Here is a 20,091-nt window from a genome sequence, read left to right on the forward strand (position 1 = left end):
GAATAGGACAGGGCTTTGGCGGAAAAGGGCCAAAACACGGCATTACGAAGATTTAATGTGCACTGCACAATGGATGGGCTGGCCACCATGATCGCGTGCAAAAGGCGGATCGCGAACCTGGACAACTCACCGCAGCATCGGCCAAAGCGTCGCGGCCAGCAACACGCCCATGGCGATGTTGAACCATTTCAGCCGCACTGGATCGGACAGGAAACCGCGCAGCGCCGTGCCGAATCCCGCCCACACTGAAACGCTCGGCAGGTTGACGATGGTGAAGGCCACCGAGATCAGCGCCACCGACAGGAACGGATGCTCCGGATTGGAGTAGACGGCCATGGCGGTGATCGCCATCACCCAGGCCTTGGCATTGACCCACTGGAACGCCGCCGCCTCGATGAAACGCATCGGCCGCGCCTTCGTCTCGCCTTTGCCGCTGAGCGAGCGTGACATGGCGATTTTCCAGGCAAGGTAGAGCAGATAGGCGGCGCCGGCGATCTTGAGCGCGGTGTGCAGCGCCGGGAACGCCGTCAGCACGGCGCCAAGACCAAGGCCGACCGCCAGCAGCAAGACAAGAAACCCGATGCTGATGCCGAACATATGCGGCACGCTCCTCACCAGGCCGAAATTCACACCTGAGGCGAGCAGCATCAGATTGTTAGGCCCGGGCGTGATCGAGGTCACGAAGGCGTAGACAAGCAAGGCGAGGAATGCGTCGAGCGACATGATATCCTCCCAGATAAGCCAGTATTATTGTCTCTTCCAACGACCGCACAAATGCCACCCTCGGCCGGTGGCCGATCCCGTCGTCACGCTGTGGAGAAACTTACCGGTGCTACATCCCCTGCGGGCCACGGTTCATCGCCGCCACGCCGGTGCGGCAGATCTCTACCAGGCCGAGCGGCTTCATGATGGCGATGAACTGGTCGAGCTTGGAGCCCTTGCCGGTGATCTCGAAGATGAAATGCTCGGTGTTGGCGTCGATGACGCTGGCGCGGAAGGCGTCAGCCAGCCGCAGCGCCTCGACGCGGGCTTCGCCGGTGCCGGCGACCTTGACCAGCGCCAGTTCCCGCTCCAGCGGCCGCTCCTGGCCGAACTCCTGCGAGCGCACGGTGAGGTCGACGACGCGGTGGACCGGCACGATGCGCTCGAGCTGGTGCTTGATCTGCTCCAGCACATGCGGCGTGCCGCGCGTCACGATGGTGATGCGCGACAGATGTTTCTCATGCTCGGTTTCCGAGACTGTCAGGCTCTCGATGTTGTAGCCGCGCCCGGAAAACAGGCCGATGACCCGGGCAAGCACGCCCGGCTCGTTGTCGACCAGCACTGAAAGCGTGTGGTTCTCGGGCTTTTCCGTTTCCTTGGCGATGAAATAGGCGGAGCCGGTCGGTTGTAGCTGTGCGTTCATGATGTGAATCTCGACTTCAAACTCTTGGATCTAATCTCTGTTTACGCACGGCTTCTCGCGACAGCCCTGCCTCTGTCCGCTGCTAAACCAGTTCCCTGCCCTTGGCGTCGATGGCGTTGGCCACCGCTTCGTCCGTCGCCTCGTCCGGCAAGAGCATCTCATTGTGCGCCTTGCCCGACGGGATCATCGGGAAGCAGTTGGCGAGCGTCGCCACGCGGCAGTCGAACAGCACCGGCTTCCTGACCGAGATCATCTCCTTGATGGCATCGTCCAGCTCGTCCGGCTTGTCGCAGCGAATACCGTGGCCGCCATAGGCTTCGGCCAGCTTGACGAAATCAGGCATGGCTTCGGTGTAGGAATGCGACAGCCGGTTGCCGTGCAGCAGCTGCTGCCACTGCCGCACCATGCCCATATACTGGTTGTTGAGAATGAAGATTTTGATCGGCGCGTCGAACTGCACCGCGGCACTCATCTCTTGCATCGTCATCTGCACCGAAGCGTCGCCGGCGATATCGACGACCAGCGCGTTCGGATGCGCGATCTGCACGCCGAGTGCCGCCGGCAGGCCGTAACCCATCGTGCCGAGCCCCCCGGACGTCATCCAGCGGTTCGGCTTCTCGAAATGGTAGTGCTGCGCCGCCCACATCTGGTGCTGGCCGACCTCCGTCGTGATGTAGGTGTCCATGTCCTTGGTCAGGGCATAGAGCCGCTGGATGGCATATTGCGGCATGATCACGTCGTTGTTCATCTTGTAGGCGAGCGAATCGCGCGCACGCCATTTGGCGATCTGCTCCCACCAGGGATAGAGCGCCTTCTTGTCGGCCTTGGCGGTTGCCCGCCACAGCCGCACGAGATCCTCCAGAACCCGGCCGACATCGCCGATAATGGGCACGTCGGTGTGGACGTTTTTGTTGATCGAGGACGGATCGATGTCGATATGGATCTTCTTCGAGTTCGGCGAGAACGCGTTGAGCCGGCCGGTGATGCGGTCGTCGAAGCGCGCACCGATGCAGATCATCACGTCGCAATCATGCATGGCCATGTTGGCTTCGTAGGTGCCGTGCATGCCGAGCATGCCGAGCCAGTTCTTGCCCGATGCCGGATAGGCGCCGAGCCCCATCAACGTCGAGGTGATCGGGAAACCGGTGAGGTCGACCAGTTCGCGCAGCAGATGGCTCGCTTCCGGACCGGAGTTGATGACGCCGCCGCCGCTGTAGATGATCGGCTTCCTGGCACCGGCCAGCAGTTCGACCGCCGCCTTGACCTTCTCCAGGTCGCCCTGCACCTTCGGCTGATAGCTGGTGCGCGGCGCGGTTTGCGGAGAAACATAAAAACCCTTGGCGAACTGCACGTCCTTCGGGATGTCGACCACGACAGGACCGGGACGGCCGGTGGTGGCGACATGGAAGGCCTCATGAATGGTTGCGGCAAGCTCGTTGACGTCCTTCACCAGCCAATTGTGCTTGGTGCAGGGGCGCGTGATGCCGACCGTGTCGCACTCCTGGAAAGCGTCCGAACCGATCAGCGAGGTCGGCACCTGCCCGGTCAGGCACACCAGCGGGATCGAATCCATCAGCGCGTCCTGCAAAGGCGTCACCGCGTTGGTCGCGCCCGGACCCGATGTCACCAGCATGACGCCTGCCTTGCCGGTCGAGCGCGCATAGCCCTCGGCCGCGTGGCCGGCGCCCTGCTCGTGCCTCACCAGGATGTGCTCGACGTCGTCCTGCTGGAAGATCTCGTCATAGATCGGGAGAACCGCGCCGCCCGGATAACCGAAGACATGCTTGACGCCATTATCCTTCAGCGCCTGCACCACCATTTCGGCGCCAGTCATTTCGCGCCGCTCGCTCTGTCCGTTGCTCATCGGTTTGGTCCCGTACTGTCCGCCATCTGGCGATTTGCTGGTCGTTTAGTCGTGTTTCAGGCAATAAAAAAGGCCCCCGAGGGAGCCTGTGTGTTGCGCATGGGAGGTTTTCGCCCGGCGGTTACACCGCCTTGCCCACGCGCCTTCCTACGAGAATGAGTGCCTTTTTCATGGTGGCGAACCATAAGGGTGAAAGCAGCCGTTCGTCAATGGGGTCGATTCCGCTTTCATGCCGGCTTGCCCGGTGCATGGCACGAAGCACGCGCACGCCGTCATTTAGACCCGGCTCGACGTCGGGTCGCTGGTCAAACCCTTGAAAACAAGCCGAACTATTTGGCGACGTGACGCGGCCCATGGTTTGCCGCGATACTGCCCGAGGCCGGACCCCAAGCTCGGCAAAGGCAGCTCGCAACGAGGCCGATCAACAAAAACGCGGAGGAAACTGATGCTCGACAAGGCCCCGAACAGGAAGCTTTCCGACCTTCTCGAACGATTTGGCGCGGCCCTTGCCGCCGGCGACGTCGACAAGGCGGTCGAATGCTTCCAGGAAGATTGTTATTGGCGCGACCTCGTCACCTTCACCTGGAATATCAAGACCATGGAAGGCCGCGATCAGGTGCGTGACATGCTGGAAAGCCAGCTATCGAAGACGAAGCCATCACATTTCGCCATCGCCAGGGGCGAGGACGCGACCGAGGCGAACGGGGTGATCGACGGCTGGATCAGCTTCGAGACGAATGTGGCGCGCGGCTTCGGCCATATCAGGTTGAAGGACGGCAAGATCTGGACGCTGCTGACCACAATGGTCGAGCTGAAAGGCTATGAAGAGCCGGCCGGCTTCGCCCGGCCCATGGGCGCCAAGCACGGCTCCGGCAGGAACCGCCCGACCTGGAAGGAAGAGCGCGAGAAGGAAGCGGCCGAGCTTGGCTTCAAGACGCAGCCCTATACGGTCATCATCGGCGGCGGCCAGGGCGGCATCGCGCTTGGCGCACGGCTCCGGCAGCTCGGCGTGCCGACGATCATCATCGAGAAGAATGAACGTGCCGGCGACAGCTGGCGCAAGCGCTACAAGTCGCTCTGCCTGCACGATCCGGTCTGGTATGACCATTTGCCCTACATCGATTTTCCCCGGAACTGGCCGGTTTTCTCGCCCAAGGACAAGATCGGCGACTGGCTGGAAATGTACACCAAGGTGATGGAGCTGAATTACTGGTCCTCAACCGAGGCCAAGAGCGCTTCCTACGACGAGGAGAAGAAGGAATGGACGGTTGTCGTCCACCGCGACGGCAAGGACATCACGCTGAAGCCGAAGCAGCTGGTGCTGGCCACCGGCATGTCCGGCCGTCCCAATCTGCCGAAGTTCAAGGGCATGGAGAATTTCAAGGGCGATCAGCACCACTCCTCCAAGCACCCCGGCCCTGACCAATATGCCGGCAAGAAGGTTGTCGTCATCGGCTCCAACAATTCCGCGCACGACATTTGCGCGGCGCTGTGGGAAGCCGGCGTCGACGTCACCATGGTGCAGCGATCGACCACCCACATCGTCAGATCCGACACGCTGATGGATATCGGGCTTGGCGCGCTCTACTCGGAGCAGGCGGTGCAGAACGGTATGACCACCGCCAAGGCCGACCTCATCTTCGCCTCCCTGCCCTACAAGATCCTGCACGAGTTCCAGATTCCGCTTTATGAGAAGATGAAGGAGCGCGACGCGGCGTTCTACAAGGGCCTGGAAAAGGCCGGCTTCATGCTCGACTGGGGCGACGACGGCTCCGGCCTGTTCATGAAATATCTCAGGCGTGGCTCCGGCTACTACATCGATATCGGCGCTTCGCAGCTGATCATCGATGGCGCCATCAAACTCAAGAGCGGCGTCGATGTGGCCGAGATCAAAGAACATTCCGTCCTGCTCAGCGATGGCACCGAACTGCCGGCGGACGTCATCGTCTATGCCACCGGATACGGCTCGATGAATGGCTGGGCGGCGGAGCTGATCTCAAAGGAGGTTGCAGACAAGGTCGGCAAATGCTGGGGACTCGGCTCGAACACCACCAAGGATCCCGGCCCATGGGAAGGTGAGCAGCGCAACATGTGGAAGCCGACGCAGCAGGAGGCGCTCTGGTTCCATGGCGGTAACCTGCACCAGTCGCGCCATTATTCGCAGTTCCTGTCGCTGCAGTTGAAGGCCAGGCAGGAAGGCATTGCGACGCCCGTCTATGGGCTGCAGCAGGTTCACCACAAGGGATAAGCCAGATCGTGGCGAAAAACCGAGGGAGGCGCGGTTTTGGACCGCGCCTCCCTTTCCTGATCGGTGCGATCGGCTACGCCGCCTGGTCGGCCGCGAACCGCGCCACCACGCGTTCTAGCAACGGCACATAGTCGCGAAACGTGCGCGTCCTCATGTCGGCGACCTTGCCGCCCTCGTCCCAGATGCGGACGCGCACCGCCTCTTCGTGAAACGGGTTCTTGCGGAACCCGGCCACCTCGTCCGGGCTCATCGGCCCGCCCTGCAACGACAGCGTATGAACCGAAGCCGGCGACAGCTTGTCGAAATAGGTCGGGTCGGTGGCGCAGAGATAGCGCTTGGCCGAGACATGCAGCCTGACGCATTCGACGATGACCGGCGGGAAGAACGGCGCCAGCACCTCGCCGCCGGCCTCGTCATGGTGCTTGTCCTCGACGTCATCGGGCGAATAGGTACCGAACTCGCTGGTGTAGTGGCCGATATCGTGCAGCAGGGCTGCTGCCACCAGTTCTTCCGGCGCACCATCCTGCTCTGCGAGCCAGGCGCCCTGCAGCATATGCTCGGACATCGTCACCGGCTCGCCGAGATAGGATTCGGCTCCCCGGCGCTCGAAGATATCGGCGATGAATTCGACGATGTTGCCGGCGTTCAGATCATGTGCGTTCATTCCGCCGCCTCCTTGAAACCGTGCTCGATCGCCGCCAACGTCGACAGCAGGCCGTCCTTGTCGGCATAACAGCCCTGCAGCCAGCGTTTGCCGGTTCCCGAAAACGCCTTGCGCGCATGCATGACGCGGGTGTTGTCGACGATGAAGGCCTGCCCCGGCTCAAGCTTGAACGTTACTTCGAAAGCCGGATCCTCGATCAACTCCGCAAAGCGGCGATAGGCGGCGTAGTAGGCATCCATCTCGGCGAAAGGCACGTCGATGGTCGGCGCCAGCGAGCGGTTGTTGAAGCGGATGCAGATCAGTTCGCCGTCCGGCCCGAGTTCGATCATAGGCCGCTTCGCCTGCAGCCGCACGCCGGACGATCCGGCATATTCGAAACGGGCAGGATGCGAACTCAGGAGTCGGAAGCCTTCGGGATTCTCGGCCTGCAAGGCGGCCGCCACGGCGAACCCGTCGACCACGCTGGACTCACCACCCTCCACCGTGTTCTCGATACAGGACAGGATCTGCAGCGTCGGCACCGGGTCGCGATAAGGATTGTCGGTGTGCGCCTGGAGGCCGAGATTGGTGTAGGCCAGATTGTTCGGATTGACCTCGGCGCGCACTTCGAACCAGCGCCCGTAATTGGTCTCCCTAATGTAGCCGAACAGGTCGGAGACCTTGCACAGAGCGCCGGATTCGGCCGGCAGTCCGTCCATCACTGCAAAACCGTAGGCCCTCACCGCCAAGAGCCATTCCCGCAGCACACTGCGGCTGCGGCTTGCCTTCGGATAACCGGCGCGCGGCACCGAATTCTGCATCGTCGCCCTTGTCCAGCGCTGCACCGCGTCGGCGGTCCATCCGGACTGACGGGCCTCGGCGCGATCATAGGCATTGGCTCGAAGCCACGCCTCGGGAAAGCTGACCGTCTTCTTCTCGGGCACGAAGCTGATCTCCACGGCATCGCCCTTGATCGAAGCAGCACCGATCCGCGTCTCGGCTGGAATATCGAGGATGGTGATCAGTCGCTGACCGTTGCCGGCGCTGCGCGTCTTGTCGTCGAGTGCGTTGTCGCGAAGCCACATGGCGTGGAATCGGCAGCGTGTCCCGTCCTTCCAGCCCAGCTCGATCATTCTTCCTGCGTCGCCTATCAGCGCATCGGTCAACATGGAGATGTTCCTGTCCGTTGCGCCCCGCAGTCCGCTCAGCGGGGCCTCGATTGCATGTTGACCGAGCGAAAGGTATAATTGAAATTATCATTTTTCGGTCAATGGCTGCAAAACCATAATGCCTGCGAGAACCATCCCCACCTTGCCCCCACTCGACTGGCTGCGCAGCTTCGAGGCAGCGGCGCGGCTTTCGAATTTTACGGCGGCGGCCGCCGAGCTCGGCCTGACCCAGGCGGCCGTCAGTCAGCATATCCGGTTGCTTGAGGAGCGGCTGAAGACGCGTCTGTTCTCACGGCTGGCGCGGGGCGTCGCACTGTTGCCGGAGGGTGCCGCCTACTTGCCCCACATCCAATCAGCCTTCGCCACCATCGGCAGCAGCACGGCGGAACTGTTCGAGCCCCGCGCCGTCGAGACCGTTACCTTGCGGGCGCCGATCTCCTTCTCTTTGCTGGTGCTCGTTCCGAAGCTGCCCGACCTTGCCAAGGCGCTGCCGCGCATCCACCTCCACCTGGTGACGATCCATCGCCCGACCGACTATGACCTGCCGGGTTCAGCGCTGGACATCCGTTTCGGCAACGGATCCTTTCCCGGACGCATAGCCGACAGGCTGACCGCCGAGCGGCTTGTGCCGGTGGCCGCCCCGGCCTTGGCCGGTGCCGCCGACTGGATATCCCTGCCGCTGCTCCTGGTCGCTGGTGCGCGCGAGATGTGGGCGGAATGGTTCGCCGCGGCGGGATTGGCCGGTCACCCCAGGCGCTCGCATCGCTTCGACAGCTTCGTGGCTGCGATGGAGGCTGCGCGAGCTGGCGCGGGCGTGCTTCTGGGCTCGCGGCCGCTGATTGACGAGGCACTCGAAAGCAAGGCCCTGGCCAGGCTTTCCGATTTCGAGCTCCCGAGCACATCGGGGCATTTTCTGACCAAGGCACCGATCGCGCGACTGACCGGTGCCGAGCAGGATTTCCGCCAATGGCTGCTGTCGCGCCTCGGCGAGCCATCTCCGACATGACGTTCACCGGCCGATGCGCTTCCAGTAGATGAGCGTGCCGGTCAGCCGCCATGGGGCTTCAATGCATAGTCCGGTATTTCCCCGGTCAGCGTGAAGCCCAGCCTCTCATAGAGCCCGGACGCCCCCTCTTCGGTCGCCGTATCCAGAACCAGAAGCGTGCGGCCCCTCTCCACCGCACCGCAAGGGCCTCGGCTGCTAGCATCAGGCGGGTCGCCACGCCTTTGCCTCGACGATCGAGGCGCGTCATCAGCTTGGCGATCTCGGCACGGTGCGGCTGGTTGGGCGGACAGTCGAGCAGCAGCGTGACCGTGCCGACCAGCGTGTCCGCCTCCCACGCGCCAAGCACCACCCGCTTACCTCTTGTGGCCGCCGTCAGCGACGTGTCCCAGAACCTGCGGGCGGTTTCCGGCGCCAGCGGATGCATGAAGCTCACCGACCCGCCCGCGGCAACGGTTTCGACCAGAAGATCGCCAAGCAACGCCTGTGTTCGCGCGTCCTGCGTCAATGTTCTGATCTCGATGGAATGCATGCTCGTTCTGCCTGGCTGTGATGGAAGGATCGATGCGGTCGAACTGGCGTCAATCGAAAGCGCTGAATCGCTTTCCCTTGCGCGCCGCCTTGATCGCGGCGATGCGTTCGGTGTCCTCTTCCTGAAGGTGGCGTCCGCGTTCGAGGAGTTCGAGCGTGTATTCCTCATAGGTAAGTCCCAGCCGTTCCGCCTTGTCCACGCGCATCAGCATGACGTCGCGGCTCGGTGCTTTCCACGCCTTGGCATGCGCGGCCTGCCAGGCCAGGAAAATATAAGGATCGCCCTTGCCCCATGGCGGCCCCTTGTAGTCGTCGAGCGGCGGTCCCCCATTGTGGGAGCGCTTTGGACGTCTCGGCATGATGTCAGGCCCTGACCAGCGCGACGAGATAGTCGGCGCCCGCCTCGAGCGCATGGAAGGTGCAGTCCGACGGCGCGCCGAGCGCCAGACAGTCGCCGGGCTCGAGCCTGTGCACCAGATCGCCTTCGATGAATTCGAGTCGTCCGGAGATCAGCCATATCTGCTGTTTGATGAAGGCGTAGGATGCCGCGGGCAGGCTGACCTTGGCGCCCGCCGGCAGATGAACCCTGATCAGTTCGAGCGGCATGTCGCCGGCCGGCGAAAGATGCCGCCTGACATAGCCGGTGTCGGGATCCCGCCAAACGGGCTGGTCGCTCGCCCGCAGCAAGCCCCCACCCTGCAATTCTGCGCGTGCGATAAGGGTCGACAGCGTCATGCCGAAGGCGGCGGCGATCCGCACCAGGAGCGCTGCCGTCGGGCTGGTCATGCCGCGCTCGATCGTGCTCAGCATGGCTTTGGAGACGCCGGAGCGCTCGGCGAGTTCGGCCAGGGACCATTCCCGTATCGTCCTCTCGGCGTGTATCCGTCTGCCGATTGTGGAGGAGATATCGTTCGCTATATCATTCATTCGTTTATTATAGCGAAAATCCGACAGCTGGAAAGAGCCTTGTCGCGACAATTTTCACCAGCTTCTTAATCCTCCCTACACCATCCGGCCACACTCGACCTTAACCCAGTTCCTGTAGGCTCGACGTGAGGGAAAATGGGGATTGGCCTGTCCATGTATGTCGAACGCGAAGCCTCGGTCGGAGAACCGACATCGCAGGAGCGCCGCAACGCCGAACAGAACGACAGGCGCATCCTGGGCAATGTCGTGCAATGCGACGGTGCGCGCGCCACCATCAGCGCCTTTGCGGACGACGTCGACGGCGCGGTGACCGGCCTGTGGACGGTCGGCAAGATGATCTCGGTCAATCTCGGCAGCACGCGCACCGTCGGCCTGGTCTATGCGATCGGCAAGTCGGATCGCGCCTGGAACAGCGAGGGCCAGAACGCCATCGAGGTCAGCATCGAGCTGATCGGCGAAGTGCGCGACGGCGCCGAGCCCGGCTCCAAGCCGATCTTCGACCGCGGCATCACCACCTATCCCCATATCGGCGCCATCGCGCACCGCATCCGCAGCCGTGACCTGCAGGCCGTCTACGATCTGGCCGGGCGTCATTCGATCACCATCGGCTCGCTGTCGCAGGACGAGGCGATCGCCGCCAACATCGCCATCGACGACACGCTGGCGCGCCACTTTGCCATTGTCGGCACCACCGGTGTCGGCAAGTCCACCGCCGTCTCGCTGCTGCTGCGCAAATCGATCGCGGCGCGGCCGGATCTGCGCATCCTGATCCTCGATCCGCACAATGAATTCGCCGCGTCGCTGCCCGAATATTGCGTCAAGGTCGATTCCAAGACGCTCGACCTTCCGTTCTGGATGTTCCGGCTCGAGGAATTCGCCGAGGTTCTATTTCGCGGCCGCGAGACCGTGCCCGACGAGATCGATGCGCTGCGCGACCTCATTCCGCTCGCCAAAAACCTCTATCGCAACCCCAATTCCGGTGCCTATCTCAGGCGCGGCAGCGATGCGCTGACCGCCGATACGCCAGTGCCCTACCGCATTGCCGATCTGCTCAAGCAGATTGACGAGCGCATGGGCATGCTTGAAAGCAAGAACGAGCGCCCGACGCTCAAATCGCTGAAGACGCGCATCGAATCGGCGGCAGCCGATCCGCGCTACCGTTTCATGTTCAACTCGCGCCTGATCGAGGACACCATCCACGAGACGATCGGCAACATCTTCCGCGTGCCGCATAACGGCCGCCCGGTGACCTGTTTCGAAATGGCCGGCATGCCGTCCGAAGTGGTCAATTCCGTCTGTTCGGTGCTGGCGCGCCTGGCGTTCGACCTTGCGCTGTGGAGCGAGGGCAAGCTGCAGCTCCTATTGCTGTGCGAAGAAGCGCATCGCTACATGCCGGCCGATGCGCGCCTCGGCTTCGCGCCGACAAGGCACGCGCTGTCGCGCATTGCCAAGGAAGGCCGCAAATATGGCTGCTATCTCGGCGTCGTCACCCAGCGCCCGGGCGAACTCGACCCGACCATCCTGTCGCAGTGCTCGACCTTTTTCGCCATGCGGCTCGCCAATGAGCAGGACCAGGCGATCATCCGCTCGGCCATCGCCGACTCGTCCGCCTCCACGCTTGCTTTCCTGTCGTCCATGGGCCAGCGCGAAGCGATCGCCTTCGGCGAAGGCGTGGCGACGACGATGCGGCTGAAGTTCGAGAGACTGCCGGCTGAACTGATCCCCGGCACGGCAAAGCGCGAACAAGCCATGTCGTCGAAAACCGGAGACGATGTCGATTTGGTGACGATCGTGGAACGGCTTCGCAACGTTCCAAAGCCGCAACAGCAGGCGATGGCCTTTGCCGAAGTGGTCGATTCTGGCCGCCAGGCCGGCGATCCCGACTACCGCAAGCCGCCGGCCGCACGCGTGCAATCGGACGATGATTTCGACATGCGCTACGGCCTAAAGCCCGCCACCTTCGGCATGCGCCCCCAGAACGATTGAGCCTGCAAGCTCTCTGACGACCGGCCGGGAAGCCGCACACAAGCTTCCAAAGGCTTCACATCATCGAACCAGCTTGGTCAAATCCCGAAAGGGAATTCATCAGGCCGGATTGAATGGCGTGGTTTCGAGAAGCCGGAGCGGAGCGGACATTCAGTCCGTGAGCACCGGAAGTCGAAAAAGCCGCGTCAGGCAACCGGCCTCGTGAATTCTTCTTCGGGATTTCAGGCGCAGACGCGGTTGCGGCCTTGCCTCTTGGCCTCGTAGAGCTGGCGGTCGGCGCGGCGATAGAATTCTTCCGCCGTCTCCTTGCGGTCCCAGACGGCAAGGCCGACGCTGGTGGTGATCTTGAGCCGGACATTGCCCGAAAGAACCGACATGTTGGCGATCGCCTTGCGGATACGCTCGGCGAATTTCGACAACAATTCCGCCTCCATGTTGGGCGTGACCACGGCGAATTCCTCGCCACCCAATCGCGCCACCACGTCATGGTAGCGCGTCATGTCCTTGAGACAGCTGGCGACGGCCTTGAGTACCTCGTCGCCAACGTCGTGGCCATGTGTATCGTTGACCTGCTTGAAATGATCAAGGTCGAGGATCATCAGCCCGACGGGTTTCTCGATGCGCTTGAACTCCTCGAGATATTCCTTCAGCGCGTCGTCGAAATAGCGCCGGTTCTGCATGCCGGTCAGGCTATCTGTCAGCGCCGCATGTTCGAACGTCTCGGAGCGGGCGCTCAGTGACACGGTCATGGCCCGCAGCTTGCCTTCCTCCGTCGCCTGCCTGCGGATCAGCGGGTAGATGAAGAAGATGCCGAAGAACAGCGCGGTCGCGAGCAGCACGCCCGTCGCGAAAAGCAGCTTGTTGAGGTAGATGACCTTGTCCAGGCCGGAGGCCGTGTGCAGTTCGGTGGCAAAGGATTGTAGCAGTCCATAGGCATGCAGCGTCACCAGGCCGGCGGCCAGGATCACGAAGATAAAGACGAAAAACGCCGATTCCGCCTTGTGGAAACGCATCTGCTCCCCGATGGAAAAATGCCCATCGACCTTATGGCATGGCGGGCCTTACGGAGGGTTAATTTGGACAACCACAACGAGAACCTTTCCGTGAAGGAAAGGCTTTCTAGGTTGCATTAGCAACAAGCGTTTGGATCGTGGTTTCGATATCGTCACCAGGATGCAATCTTTGCCATTCCGGTCCTAGCTGGTGCCGAAACCAGGTCGTCTGCCGCTTGGCATATTGCCTGGTTGCGATCTTGGCGCGCTCAATCGCCTCGGGAAAACCCGATTGTCCGGCCATCGCCGCTTGCAGTTCGCGAACGCCGATCGCCTTCATCGCCGGCAATTGCGGATCGAGACGAAGCGATGCGAGTTGCCTGACTTCGTCCAGTGCGCCCTTGGCCAGCATCTGGTCGAAACGCCTTTCGATGCGTCCGACCAGCGCGGCCCGGTCCGGCTCGATGACAAAGAAGCGGGCCGTCTGTCTGTCGATGAGCGGCCGGCCCCGCGCGGCCTGCCAGTCCAGGATCGAGCGGCCGGATGCGTCGAGCACTTCGAGCGCCCGCACGATGCGCTGGCTGTCCGTGGGCTTCAACTGCATGGCTGCCCTGGAATCCTCGCGCAGCAGGATGCCATGCAGTTTGACGGCGCCTTGCTCCTTCAACTCGTAGCGCCAACGGTCGCGTACCTGCCGCGGAATGTCGGGCATTTCCGAAATGCCCTCGGCCAAGGCGCGAAAGTAAAGGCCGGTGCCGCCGACGAAGATCGGTCGCCGCGAGAGCGCGCCGTCTTCGATCAGCCTCGTCACGTCGCGCAGCCACGCCCCGGTCGAGTAGGCGGTGCCGGGATGGACATGCCCATAGAGATAATGCGGTGCCCGAGCGAGGTCCGCCGCCTCCGGCCGGGCAGTCAACACGTCGAGAACCGAATAGGCTTGCATGGAATCGGTGTTGACGATCACGCCGCCTATACGTTCGGCCAGGTCGAGCGCCAGCGCCGACTTGCCGCTGGCGGTCGGCCCGGCTATCAGGATCGCATTCTTCACGCGGCCTTCGCCCGCATCCGCACCGGAATTATCGATGCCGCTTATCGCCACGCTTGTTTCCCATCCCGCCGATCGTGCCTTGTCACCATCGCTTGCGAATATGGCCTCACGGTCGGTGGGCGCAAGCACTGTTCGCTGGATGGCCGGAGACATTGCCTGCGATCTCGCACTGCCGGCGAATGCACAAGCCGACGAGGCGACCGCCAATCTGCGCGCGGCGCTGGCCGCCGAGCCGATCGACGTGATCGTCCAGCAGTCGGCAACGCGCCGCAAGAAGATCCTCATCGCCGACATGGATTCGACCATGATCGACCAGGAATGCATCGACGAGTTGGCCGACGAGATCGGCGTCAAGGAGCACGTCGCGGCGATCACCGCACGATCGATGAATGGCGAGGTCGCCTTCGAGCCCGCCCTGCGCGAGCGCGTGGCGTTGCTCAAGGGGCTCGATGCGGCCGTGGTCGATCTGATCGTTGCCAACCGGTTGACATTGGCCTCCGGCGGCCGCGCGCTGGTGCGGACGATGCGGGCCAACGGCGCCTGGACCGCACTAGTCTCGGGCGGCTTCGAGGTCTTCACCTCACGCATCGCCGCCATGCTCGGCTTCCATGAAAATCGCGCCAACCGCCTGCTCGAACAGGATGGCCTGTTTGCCGGGTTGGTCGGCGAGCCGATCCTAGGCCGCGCCGCCAAGGCCGAGGCGCTGATCGAGATCACTGCGCGTCTCGGCCTCACCCCGGCCGATGCCATTGCTGTCGGCGACGGGGCCAACGATCTCGACATGATCCGCCTTGCCGGCACCGGTGTTGCGCTGCATGCCAAACCGATGGTGGCCGCGCAGGCAAAGGTTCGCATCGACCATGGCGACCTGACCGCATTGCTCTATCTGCAAGGCTACAGGCAGGAAGAGTTCGTCCAATGAAACCAATGCGCACCGAGCGCCTGATCCTGCGCAACTGGGAGGATTGTGACCGCGAGTTGTTCCATCGCATCAATTCCGACGAACGCGTGATGGAGTTCTTCCCCTTCCGTCGCGACCGTGCCGCAGCAGACGCCAAGATGGACGAACTGCGCGCCATCATCGATCGGGACGGCTATGGCTTTGCCGCCGCCGAGGTCGCTGCATCAGGTCAATGCATCGGCTTTGTCGGTATCACCGGGACCGACCATCTGCCGTTCCTTCCCGCCGGCACCGTTGAGGTCGGCTGGCGGCTGGCGCCCGAATTCTGGGGCAAGGGTTATGTCACGGAAGCTGCCGAGGCATGGCTGGCCTACGGCTTCGAAAAACTCGGCCTTGGCGAGATCGTCTCCTTCGCGGTCGAGAACAACCGCCGCTCCACTGCCGTCATGAAGCGCCTCGGCATGACCGCCGATCTCTCGGCCAACTTCGACCACCCCGGCATTCCCGACAGCCACCCGGAGCTGAAAAGGCATGTGTTCTACAGGCTGACGAGCGCGGATTGGCGGAAGAATCGTCGCTGATCAATGCCTGTCAGGTGGAAATTCGTCGCCGGACTGTGGCGATCTGTCTGCGACCCGCCCCAGCATTTTCGCGAAATCGCCCGGTGACGCGTCGCCGGCACGACGACGCAGGAAGTCAGCTGCCGCTTCCATTGCCCCGACCTTTTGCGCCACAGCCGACGCAATCCATTGATTGAGCGACACGCCATCGGCCTTCGCGAGGCGCGCGGCTGCTTCCTTAACCGACTGTGGCAGTTTCAGCGGATAAGTCGCTTTGCTCATGTACGAAGTCCTTCCAAGAACTCGGCCGGGCTCACAAGCAGTACATCAAAACGGCCTGCCGCAGCTAGGAAGTCCCGGCGATTGTGAGTCACCAACGCATCGGCCCGGCCGTTGATCGCTGCTTCAAGCACCATCTCATCCTTCGGATCGTTCAATTGCGGCCGCCAGAGAAAGTACAGCTCGACCGGCTCAGCCAGCAATGCAAAGCCGGCCAGCAAACGGCCCAGATCCGGCGCGGACAACCCGTGAGCCGCCACCTGCTCGGGTCTGGCCAGCACGGTTTCATATTCAAGAAACAGCGCTGTCGTCACTAATGGGCGAATTTGCCGATCCGCAATCAGCTGCAGGATGGCGAAAGACGCGCCATTCCTGCTTCGCAAACCTGCCGTCAAAACGTTTGTGTCCAGTACGATCCGCCTCACAGGTCAAATAGTACATCCCATGGGATGTTACAATATGACCATCGTTAGCGATCTCAGTCCATCCGGATCGTCACAAACCTCAGCTCACCGGTCTTGGACGCCAGCATCAGCAGCGCGTTCTTGCGTCCCTGCTCCTTCAGCGCTCCGATCCGGTCCATCACATCCTTGGGCGTGGCAACCGATTCCTGCGCGATTTCGGTGATCACCTCGCCCGGCTGGATGCCGCGTTCAGCCGCGGCCGAGTCCTTGGCGACATCAGTGATGACGACGCCCGAGACATCGGCGGCGATGCTGAACTTCTTGCGCGTCTCGTCGTTGAGTTCGCCGACGGTCATGCCAAGCACCGAGGCCGTCGAAACCGCCGGCGCCTTGTCGCCTTTGTCCTGGTCGGTGTTGCCGTTTTCGCCGCTGGCGAGCTTCTCGCTGTCCTCGAGCCGGCCAAGTGTTACCTTCACCGTTTGCTCGACACCCTTGCGCACGATCAGCACGTCGACCGCCTTGCCGACCGGGCTCTCCGCGACCACACGCGGCAGGTCGCGCATTTCGTGGATGTCCTTGCCGTCGAACTTGATGATCACGTCGCCGGCCTGGATGGTGCCGTTGTCGACCGGTCCACCCTTGATGACGCCGGCTACCAGCGCGCCCTTGGCGGTCGCCATGCCGAGGCTCTCGGCAATGTCGTCGGTCACCGGCTGGATGCGCACGCCAAGCCAGCCGCGCCGCGTTTCGCCATATTGGCGCAGTTGCTCGACAACGCCCGATGCGAGCTGCGAGGGGATGGAGAAGCCGATGCCGATCGAGCCGCCGGAGGGCGAAATGATCGCCGTGTTGATGCCGATGACCTCGCCGGCGCTGTTGAACAGCGGCCCGCCCGAATTGCCGCGGTTGATCGCGGCATCGGTCTGGATGAAGTCGTCATAGGGGCCTGAATTGATGTCGCGGTTACGCGCCGAGACGATGCCGACCGTGACCGTGCCGCCGAGGCCGAACGGATTGCCGATCGCCATCACCCAGTCGCCGACGCGCATCTTGGTGGAATCGCCGAACTTCACCGCCGTCAGCTTGTGGCCCTTCGGATCGACCTTGAGCACCGCGACATCGGTCTTGGTGTCGGTGCCGACCAGCGTCGCCTTCAGCGTGACTCCATCGGAGAAATTGACCTCGATATCGTCGGCATCGGCGATGACATGGTTGTTGGTGACGACGATGCCCTGCTCGGCGTCGATGACGAAACCGGAGCCGAGCGACTGCACTTTCTGCGAGCCATTGTCCTTGTCGCCGCCGCGGTTCTTGAAGAAATCGTCGAAGAAATCCTGGAACGGCGAGCCTTCGGGAAGCTGCGGCATCGGCACCGCGCCCGGACCTTCCGTGCCCTTCACCGTCTGCGACGTCGAGATGTTGACCACCGCGCCGAGCAGGCCTTGCGCCAGGTCGGCCACCGAAGCAGGCCCGTCGGCGGCCATTGTCGGCGTCACGAAGGCCGGAACGGCCACGGTGCCCAGAAGAAGCGCTGCCGCGCCAGCGACGAACGTGCGTCGAGCCGCGCGCAAAAGGGTGTTGGATGTCATCGAGAAGCCTCCCGGCACTTCTGAAAGAGAAAAGCGCTTCGACGGAAACGCCGTGTCGCGCCATGATGGCAAGAAATAGGGCACGTTTGCGGCTATGGCTATTGGCAGAGTGTAAATCCCGCGTTTTTGCACACCCCCTAGCCGCCGCGGATCAGCCAGACGATACCGACGCCGGCGGCAATCGCCACCAGCCCGGCGATCCGCAATGCGTTCTCCGGCAACGACAGCACCTCAGCCGCCAGTTTCCTGGCGAAACCGGGAAAGCCGCCATAGACCAAGCCCTCAATGACGAGGACCAGGCCTATTGCCGCGAAGAAATCCGGCACCGGCCGCTACTGGCCGGTGCCGGGCGAAGTTGCGGGTGCGGTCGCCGGTGCGGCAGGAGGTGCCGGTTGCGGAGCCGCCGGCCTTGCCGGCGCCTCCTTTCCGTCAGGGTCGCGGAAGAAACGGAAGAACTCCGAATTCGGCGACAGCACCATTGTCGTGCCGGTGTTGTCCAGCGCCGTGCCATAGGCGTTCATCGACCGGTAGAAATCGAAGAACGCCGGATCGCGCTGATAAGCCTCGGCAAAGGTGGCGCTGCGCTGCGCCTCGCCCTCGCCGCGCAGGATTTCGGACTCCTTCTGCGCTTCCGCGATGATCTCGACCACCTCACGGTCGGCGCGGGCCTTGATGCGCTGCGCCGCCTCATTGCCGCGCGCCCTCAGCCTTTCGGCCTCAGCCAGACGTTCCGCCTTCATGCGATCGAAGGTCTGCTGCGAGACTTCGGCGGTGAGGTCGGTGCGGCGGATGCGGACATCCTCGATCTGCAGGCCGAGCGAGGTGGCGTCGGGCCGTAGCTGATCGCGCACTTCGCGCATCATCACCGCGCGCTCCTCCGAAAGGGCGGCCTCGAAGTCTCGCAGACCGTAGACCCGGCGCAAGGCAGCGTCGAGACGCGTCCTCAGCCGGGCTTCGGCGAGCTCGATCTGGCCGGATACGGCGGCACGGAAGACACGCGGATCCGAGATTCGGTAGGCGATGAAGGCATCGACCTCATAGAACTTGCCGCCCGAGACCTGGACGCGGATGTTGTCGAGGTCGAAGCGCAGCACCCGGTTCTCGATCAACTGCACCGTGTCGGCGTCGAAGAACGAGAACGGCGCCTTGAAGTAGATGCCGGGTTCGGTCTTGACGTCGACGATCTCGCCGAACCTCAGCACCAGCGCCTGCTGGCGCGCATTGACCACGAAGACCGACGAATAGAGCAGGAACAGGATGACCGCCGCGATGACGACGATGACGGGAAGACGGTTGGCCATCACTGGTTACCTCCCGTCGTCGCGCCAAGCGGAGCCGGAGCCGGCGCTTTCTGCTGCAATGCCGGCAGCGGCAGATAAGGGACAACCCCCTGCCCGTTGCCTTGCTCGACGATCACCTTGCCGGAGTCCTTCAGCACCTTCTCCATCGTTTCCAGGTAAAGCCGCTTGCGCGTCACGTCGGGCGCCTTGGCATATTCGTCATAGACGGAGATGAAGCGCTGGGCCTCACCTTCGGCCTCCTGCACCACCCGGTTCTTGTAGGCGGCCGCGTCTTCGCGGACCTGTGCGGCCTCGCCGCGAGCCTGGCCGAGCTTCTGGTTGGAGTACTGGTTGGCCTGCTCGACGAACTTATCCTCGTCCTGCTCGGCGCGCTGCACCTCGTCGAAGGCATCGGCGACCTCACGTGGCGGTGCGGCGTCCTCGATCGAGATGGCGTTGACCTGAAGCCCGGCTTTGTAGCCGTCGAGCGTGGTCTGGATGATCTCGCGCACCGAAGCCGCTATGCCCTGGCGGTCGTCACGGAAGATGTCCTGCGCCGGCCTGCGGCCGACAGCCTCGCGCATCGCGCTCTCGGCGACCTGCCGCAGCATGCCGTCCGGGTCGGAGACGTCGAACAGATAGGCGCGGGGATCGGAGACCTGATAGGCGACCGAGAACTGCACGTTGACGATGTTCTGGTCGCCCGAAAGCATCAGCCCCGACGTGTTGCCGCTGGACGCGCCACCGCCAATGTCGACGAGCTGCTCGGAAATCTTGGCCGTTTCGACGGTTTCGAGCGGCCACCAGTGGAAATGCAGGCCGGGCTGCGACAGCTCGGCCTTCGGCTTGCCGAAGCGCAGCTCGACCGCGACCTCATCGGGCTGCACGGTGTAGACTGCCTGGAACGCCCATAGCACGACCAGCGCCGCGCCGATCAGGCCGAATATGGCCGGACTGGCGCCGCCACCGCCGGGCAGCGCGCGCCGCAGCCTGTCCTGGCCACGGCGGATGATGTCCTCGAGGTCGGGAGGCGAGCCTTGCGGGCCGCTTGGCCCCTTCGGTCCCTGCCCCCAGGGTCCCTGATTGTTGCCGCCGCCGCCCCATGGGCCGCCGCCACCGCCACCTTTGTCGTTCCAGGGCATGAATGTCCTTTCGCTTGGAATTCCCTCAAGCGCCGGAATTACGGCGCAAATCCAGTCTTGTTCTTCTATAGGGACGCCACGGCATGCTTTCAACGCGATGCTCTGCTGGCATCATCGGTT

The 20,091-nt window shown here is 62.9% G+C and carries 20 protein-coding genes and 1 pseudogene; 5 read left to right on the top strand and 16 right to left on the bottom strand.

What is annotated here, in order from left to right:
* Window positions 1–126: 126 nt before the first annotated feature.
* The 3 genes from FJ443_RS14920 to FJ443_RS14930 form a co-directional block, all read right to left on the bottom strand.
* The gene (locus FJ443_RS14920; RefSeq protein ID WP_140516483.1) at window positions 127–723 is read right to left on the bottom strand and encodes a LysE family translocator; all 597 of its coding nucleotides are present in this window, start codon (window positions 721–723) and stop codon (window positions 127–129) included.
* A 109-nt stretch (window positions 724–832) separates the two neighbouring features.
* Window positions 833–1,405, bottom strand: a complete 573-nt coding sequence (ilvN, locus tag FJ443_RS14925; RefSeq protein ID WP_023676680.1) for an acetolactate synthase small subunit — start codon at window positions 1,403–1,405, stop codon at window positions 833–835.
* Window positions 1,406–1,487: 82 nt separating this feature from the next.
* Complete coding sequence (locus FJ443_RS14930) at window positions 1,488–3,269, bottom strand: acetolactate synthase 3 large subunit (RefSeq protein WP_140664654.1); 1,782 nt, start codon at window positions 3,267–3,269, stop codon at window positions 1,488–1,490.
* 445 nt (window positions 3,270–3,714) lie between these two features.
* Between FJ443_RS14930 and FJ443_RS14935 the strand changes: the two genes are divergently transcribed.
* Complete coding sequence (locus FJ443_RS14935; RefSeq protein WP_140664657.1) at window positions 3,715–5,517, top strand: NAD(P)/FAD-dependent oxidoreductase; 1,803 nt, start codon at window positions 3,715–3,717, stop codon at window positions 5,515–5,517.
* Between the two features lie 73 nt (window positions 5,518–5,590).
* Here FJ443_RS14935 and FJ443_RS14940 read toward each other — a convergent pair whose 3' ends face one another.
* Window positions 5,591–6,181, bottom strand: a complete 591-nt coding sequence (locus FJ443_RS14940) for an HD domain-containing protein (RefSeq protein WP_140495362.1) — start codon at window positions 6,179–6,181, stop codon at window positions 5,591–5,593.
* Window positions 6,178–7,329 carry a gamma-butyrobetaine dioxygenase gene (locus FJ443_RS14945; protein ID WP_140664660.1) on the bottom strand — a complete coding sequence of 384 codons (1,152 nt, stop codon included), beginning with the start codon at window positions 7,327–7,329 and terminating at the stop codon, window positions 6,178–6,180. Before FJ443_RS14945 ends, FJ443_RS14940 begins: the two co-directional genes overlap by 4 nt.
* Before the next feature lie 118 nt (window positions 7,330–7,447).
* Between FJ443_RS14945 and FJ443_RS14950 the strand changes: the two genes are divergently transcribed.
* Complete coding sequence (locus tag FJ443_RS14950; RefSeq protein WP_140664663.1) at window positions 7,448–8,335, top strand: LysR family transcriptional regulator; 888 nt, start codon at window positions 7,448–7,450, stop codon at window positions 8,333–8,335.
* Between the two features lie 3 nt (window positions 8,336–8,338).
* Here the strand turns inward: FJ443_RS14950 and FJ443_RS14955 are convergent.
* The 3 genes and pseudogenes from FJ443_RS14955 to FJ443_RS14965 all read right to left on the bottom strand — a co-directional run bounded on the left by FJ443_RS14955 (window position 8,339) and on the right by FJ443_RS14965 (window position 9,790).
* Window positions 8,339–8,864, bottom strand: a pseudogene (locus tag FJ443_RS14955) (GNAT family N-acetyltransferase).
* Window positions 8,865–8,913: 49 nt separating this feature from the next.
* Window positions 8,914–9,222, bottom strand: a complete 309-nt coding sequence (locus tag FJ443_RS14960; RefSeq protein ID WP_140516495.1) for a hypothetical protein — start codon at window positions 9,220–9,222, stop codon at window positions 8,914–8,916.
* A gap of 4 nt (window positions 9,223–9,226) precedes the next feature.
* A complete protein-coding gene (locus FJ443_RS14965) occupies window positions 9,227–9,790 on the bottom strand; it encodes an XRE family transcriptional regulator (protein WP_140579979.1) in 564 nt (187 codons plus the stop codon).
* Between the two features lie 153 nt (window positions 9,791–9,943).
* Here FJ443_RS14965 and FJ443_RS14970 point away from each other — a divergent pair, with 153 nt between their 5' ends.
* Entirely contained in the window at window positions 9,944–11,776 is a 1,833-nt protein-coding gene (locus FJ443_RS14970) for an ATP-binding protein (RefSeq protein WP_140516706.1), read from the top strand.
* 221 nt (window positions 11,777–11,997) lie between these two features.
* On the opposite strand, the gene FJ443_RS14975 is transcribed toward FJ443_RS14970, so the two are convergent.
* Together FJ443_RS14975 and miaA are read right to left on the bottom strand one after the other, a co-directional pair.
* Complete coding sequence (locus tag FJ443_RS14975; protein WP_140495351.1) at window positions 11,998–12,789, bottom strand: GGDEF domain-containing protein; 792 nt, start codon at window positions 12,787–12,789, stop codon at window positions 11,998–12,000.
* Window positions 12,790–12,895: 106 nt separating this feature from the next.
* Window positions 12,896–13,861, bottom strand: a complete 966-nt coding sequence (gene miaA / locus FJ443_RS14980) for a tRNA (adenosine(37)-N6)-dimethylallyltransferase MiaA (RefSeq protein ID WP_140516708.1) — start codon at window positions 13,859–13,861, stop codon at window positions 12,896–12,898.
* Here miaA and serB point away from each other — a divergent pair.
* On the top strand, window positions 13,851–14,738 hold the full coding sequence (serB, locus tag FJ443_RS14985) for a phosphoserine phosphatase SerB (RefSeq protein ID WP_140557584.1): 888 nt from the start codon (window positions 13,851–13,853) through the stop codon (window positions 14,736–14,738). The two genes, miaA and serB, sit on opposite strands and share 11 nt — an antisense overlap.
* The gene (locus FJ443_RS14990; protein WP_140664666.1) at window positions 14,735–15,298 is read left to right on the top strand and encodes a GNAT family N-acetyltransferase; all 564 of its coding nucleotides are present in this window, start codon (window positions 14,735–14,737) and stop codon (window positions 15,296–15,298) included. The genes serB and FJ443_RS14990 overlap by 4 nt, the downstream gene beginning before the upstream one ends.
* Here FJ443_RS14990 and FJ443_RS14995 read toward each other — a convergent pair whose 3' ends face one another.
* The 6 genes from FJ443_RS14995 to hflK form a co-directional block, all read right to left on the bottom strand.
* A complete protein-coding gene (locus FJ443_RS14995) occupies window positions 15,299–15,559 on the bottom strand; it encodes a toxin-antitoxin system HicB family antitoxin (RefSeq protein ID WP_140495345.1) in 261 nt (86 codons plus the stop codon).
* Window positions 15,556–15,981, bottom strand: a complete 426-nt coding sequence (locus FJ443_RS15000; protein ID WP_140664669.1) for a putative toxin-antitoxin system toxin component, PIN family — start codon at window positions 15,979–15,981, stop codon at window positions 15,556–15,558. Before FJ443_RS15000 ends, FJ443_RS14995 begins: the two co-directional genes overlap by 4 nt.
* Window positions 15,982–16,034: 53 nt before the next feature.
* Window positions 16,035–17,549 carry a DegQ family serine endoprotease gene (locus tag FJ443_RS15005; protein ID WP_140664672.1) on the bottom strand — a complete coding sequence of 505 codons (1,515 nt, stop codon included), beginning with the start codon at window positions 17,547–17,549 and terminating at the stop codon, window positions 16,035–16,037.
* Between the two features lie 137 nt (window positions 17,550–17,686).
* Window positions 17,687–17,875 carry a DUF2065 domain-containing protein gene (locus FJ443_RS15010; protein WP_140664674.1) on the bottom strand — a complete coding sequence of 63 codons (189 nt, stop codon included), beginning with the start codon at window positions 17,873–17,875 and terminating at the stop codon, window positions 17,687–17,689.
* 6 nt (window positions 17,876–17,881) lie between these two features.
* Window positions 17,882–18,850 carry a protease modulator HflC gene (locus FJ443_RS15015; protein ID WP_140521174.1) on the bottom strand — a complete coding sequence of 323 codons (969 nt, stop codon included), beginning with the start codon at window positions 18,848–18,850 and terminating at the stop codon, window positions 17,882–17,884.
* Complete coding sequence (hflK, locus tag FJ443_RS15020; protein WP_140495337.1) at window positions 18,850–19,971, bottom strand: FtsH protease activity modulator HflK; 1,122 nt, start codon at window positions 19,969–19,971, stop codon at window positions 18,850–18,852. Before hflK ends, FJ443_RS15015 begins: the two co-directional genes overlap by 1 nt.
* Window positions 19,972–20,091: the final 120 nt, after the last annotated feature.

Source organism: Mesorhizobium sp. B2-6-1 (assembly GCF_006440475.1).
GTDB lineage: Bacteria > Pseudomonadota > Alphaproteobacteria > Rhizobiales > Rhizobiaceae > Mesorhizobium.

Coding starts and splice junctions, on each gene's coding strand:
- FJ443_RS15015 (WP_140521174.1), bottom strand. CDS start 18,850: ATGGCCAACCGTCTTCCCGTCATCGTCGTCATCGCGGCGGTCATCCTG.
- FJ443_RS14965 (WP_140579979.1), bottom strand. CDS start 9,790: ATGAATGATATAGCGAACGATATCTCCTCCACAATCGGCAGACGGATA.
- FJ443_RS14930 (WP_140664654.1), bottom strand. CDS start 3,269: ATGAGCAACGGACAGAGCGAGCGGCGCGAAATGACTGGCGCCGAAATG.
- FJ443_RS15005 (WP_140664672.1), bottom strand. CDS start 17,549: ATGACATCCAACACCCTTTTGCGCGCGGCTCGACGCACGTTCGTCGCT.
- ilvN (WP_023676680.1), bottom strand. CDS start 1,405: ATGAACGCACAGCTACAACCGACCGGCTCCGCCTATTTCATCGCCAAG.
- hflK (WP_140495337.1), bottom strand. CDS start 19,971: ATGCCCTGGAACGACAAAGGTGGCGGTGGCGGCGGCCCATGGGGCGGC.
- serB (WP_140557584.1), top strand. CDS start 13,851: ATGCCGCTTATCGCCACGCTTGTTTCCCATCCCGCCGATCGTGCCTTG.
- FJ443_RS14970 (WP_140516706.1), top strand. CDS start 9,944: ATGTATGTCGAACGCGAAGCCTCGGTCGGAGAACCGACATCGCAGGAG.
- FJ443_RS14990 (WP_140664666.1), top strand. CDS start 14,735: ATGAAACCAATGCGCACCGAGCGCCTGATCCTGCGCAACTGGGAGGAT.
- FJ443_RS14920 (WP_140516483.1), bottom strand. CDS start 723: ATGTCGCTCGACGCATTCCTCGCCTTGCTTGTCTACGCCTTCGTGACC.
- FJ443_RS14960 (WP_140516495.1), bottom strand. CDS start 9,222: ATGCCGAGACGTCCAAAGCGCTCCCACAATGGGGGACCGCCGCTCGAC.
- FJ443_RS14975 (WP_140495351.1), bottom strand. CDS start 12,789: ATGCGTTTCCACAAGGCGGAATCGGCGTTTTTCGTCTTTATCTTCGTG.
- FJ443_RS14940 (WP_140495362.1), bottom strand. CDS start 6,181: ATGAACGCACATGATCTGAACGCCGGCAACATCGTCGAATTCATCGCC.
- FJ443_RS14935 (WP_140664657.1), top strand. CDS start 3,715: ATGCTCGACAAGGCCCCGAACAGGAAGCTTTCCGACCTTCTCGAACGA.
- FJ443_RS14995 (WP_140495345.1), bottom strand. CDS start 15,559: ATGAGCAAAGCGACTTATCCGCTGAAACTGCCACAGTCGGTTAAGGAA.
- FJ443_RS14945 (WP_140664660.1), bottom strand. CDS start 7,329: ATGTTGACCGATGCGCTGATAGGCGACGCAGGAAGAATGATCGAGCTG.
- FJ443_RS14950 (WP_140664663.1), top strand. CDS start 7,448: ATGCCTGCGAGAACCATCCCCACCTTGCCCCCACTCGACTGGCTGCGC.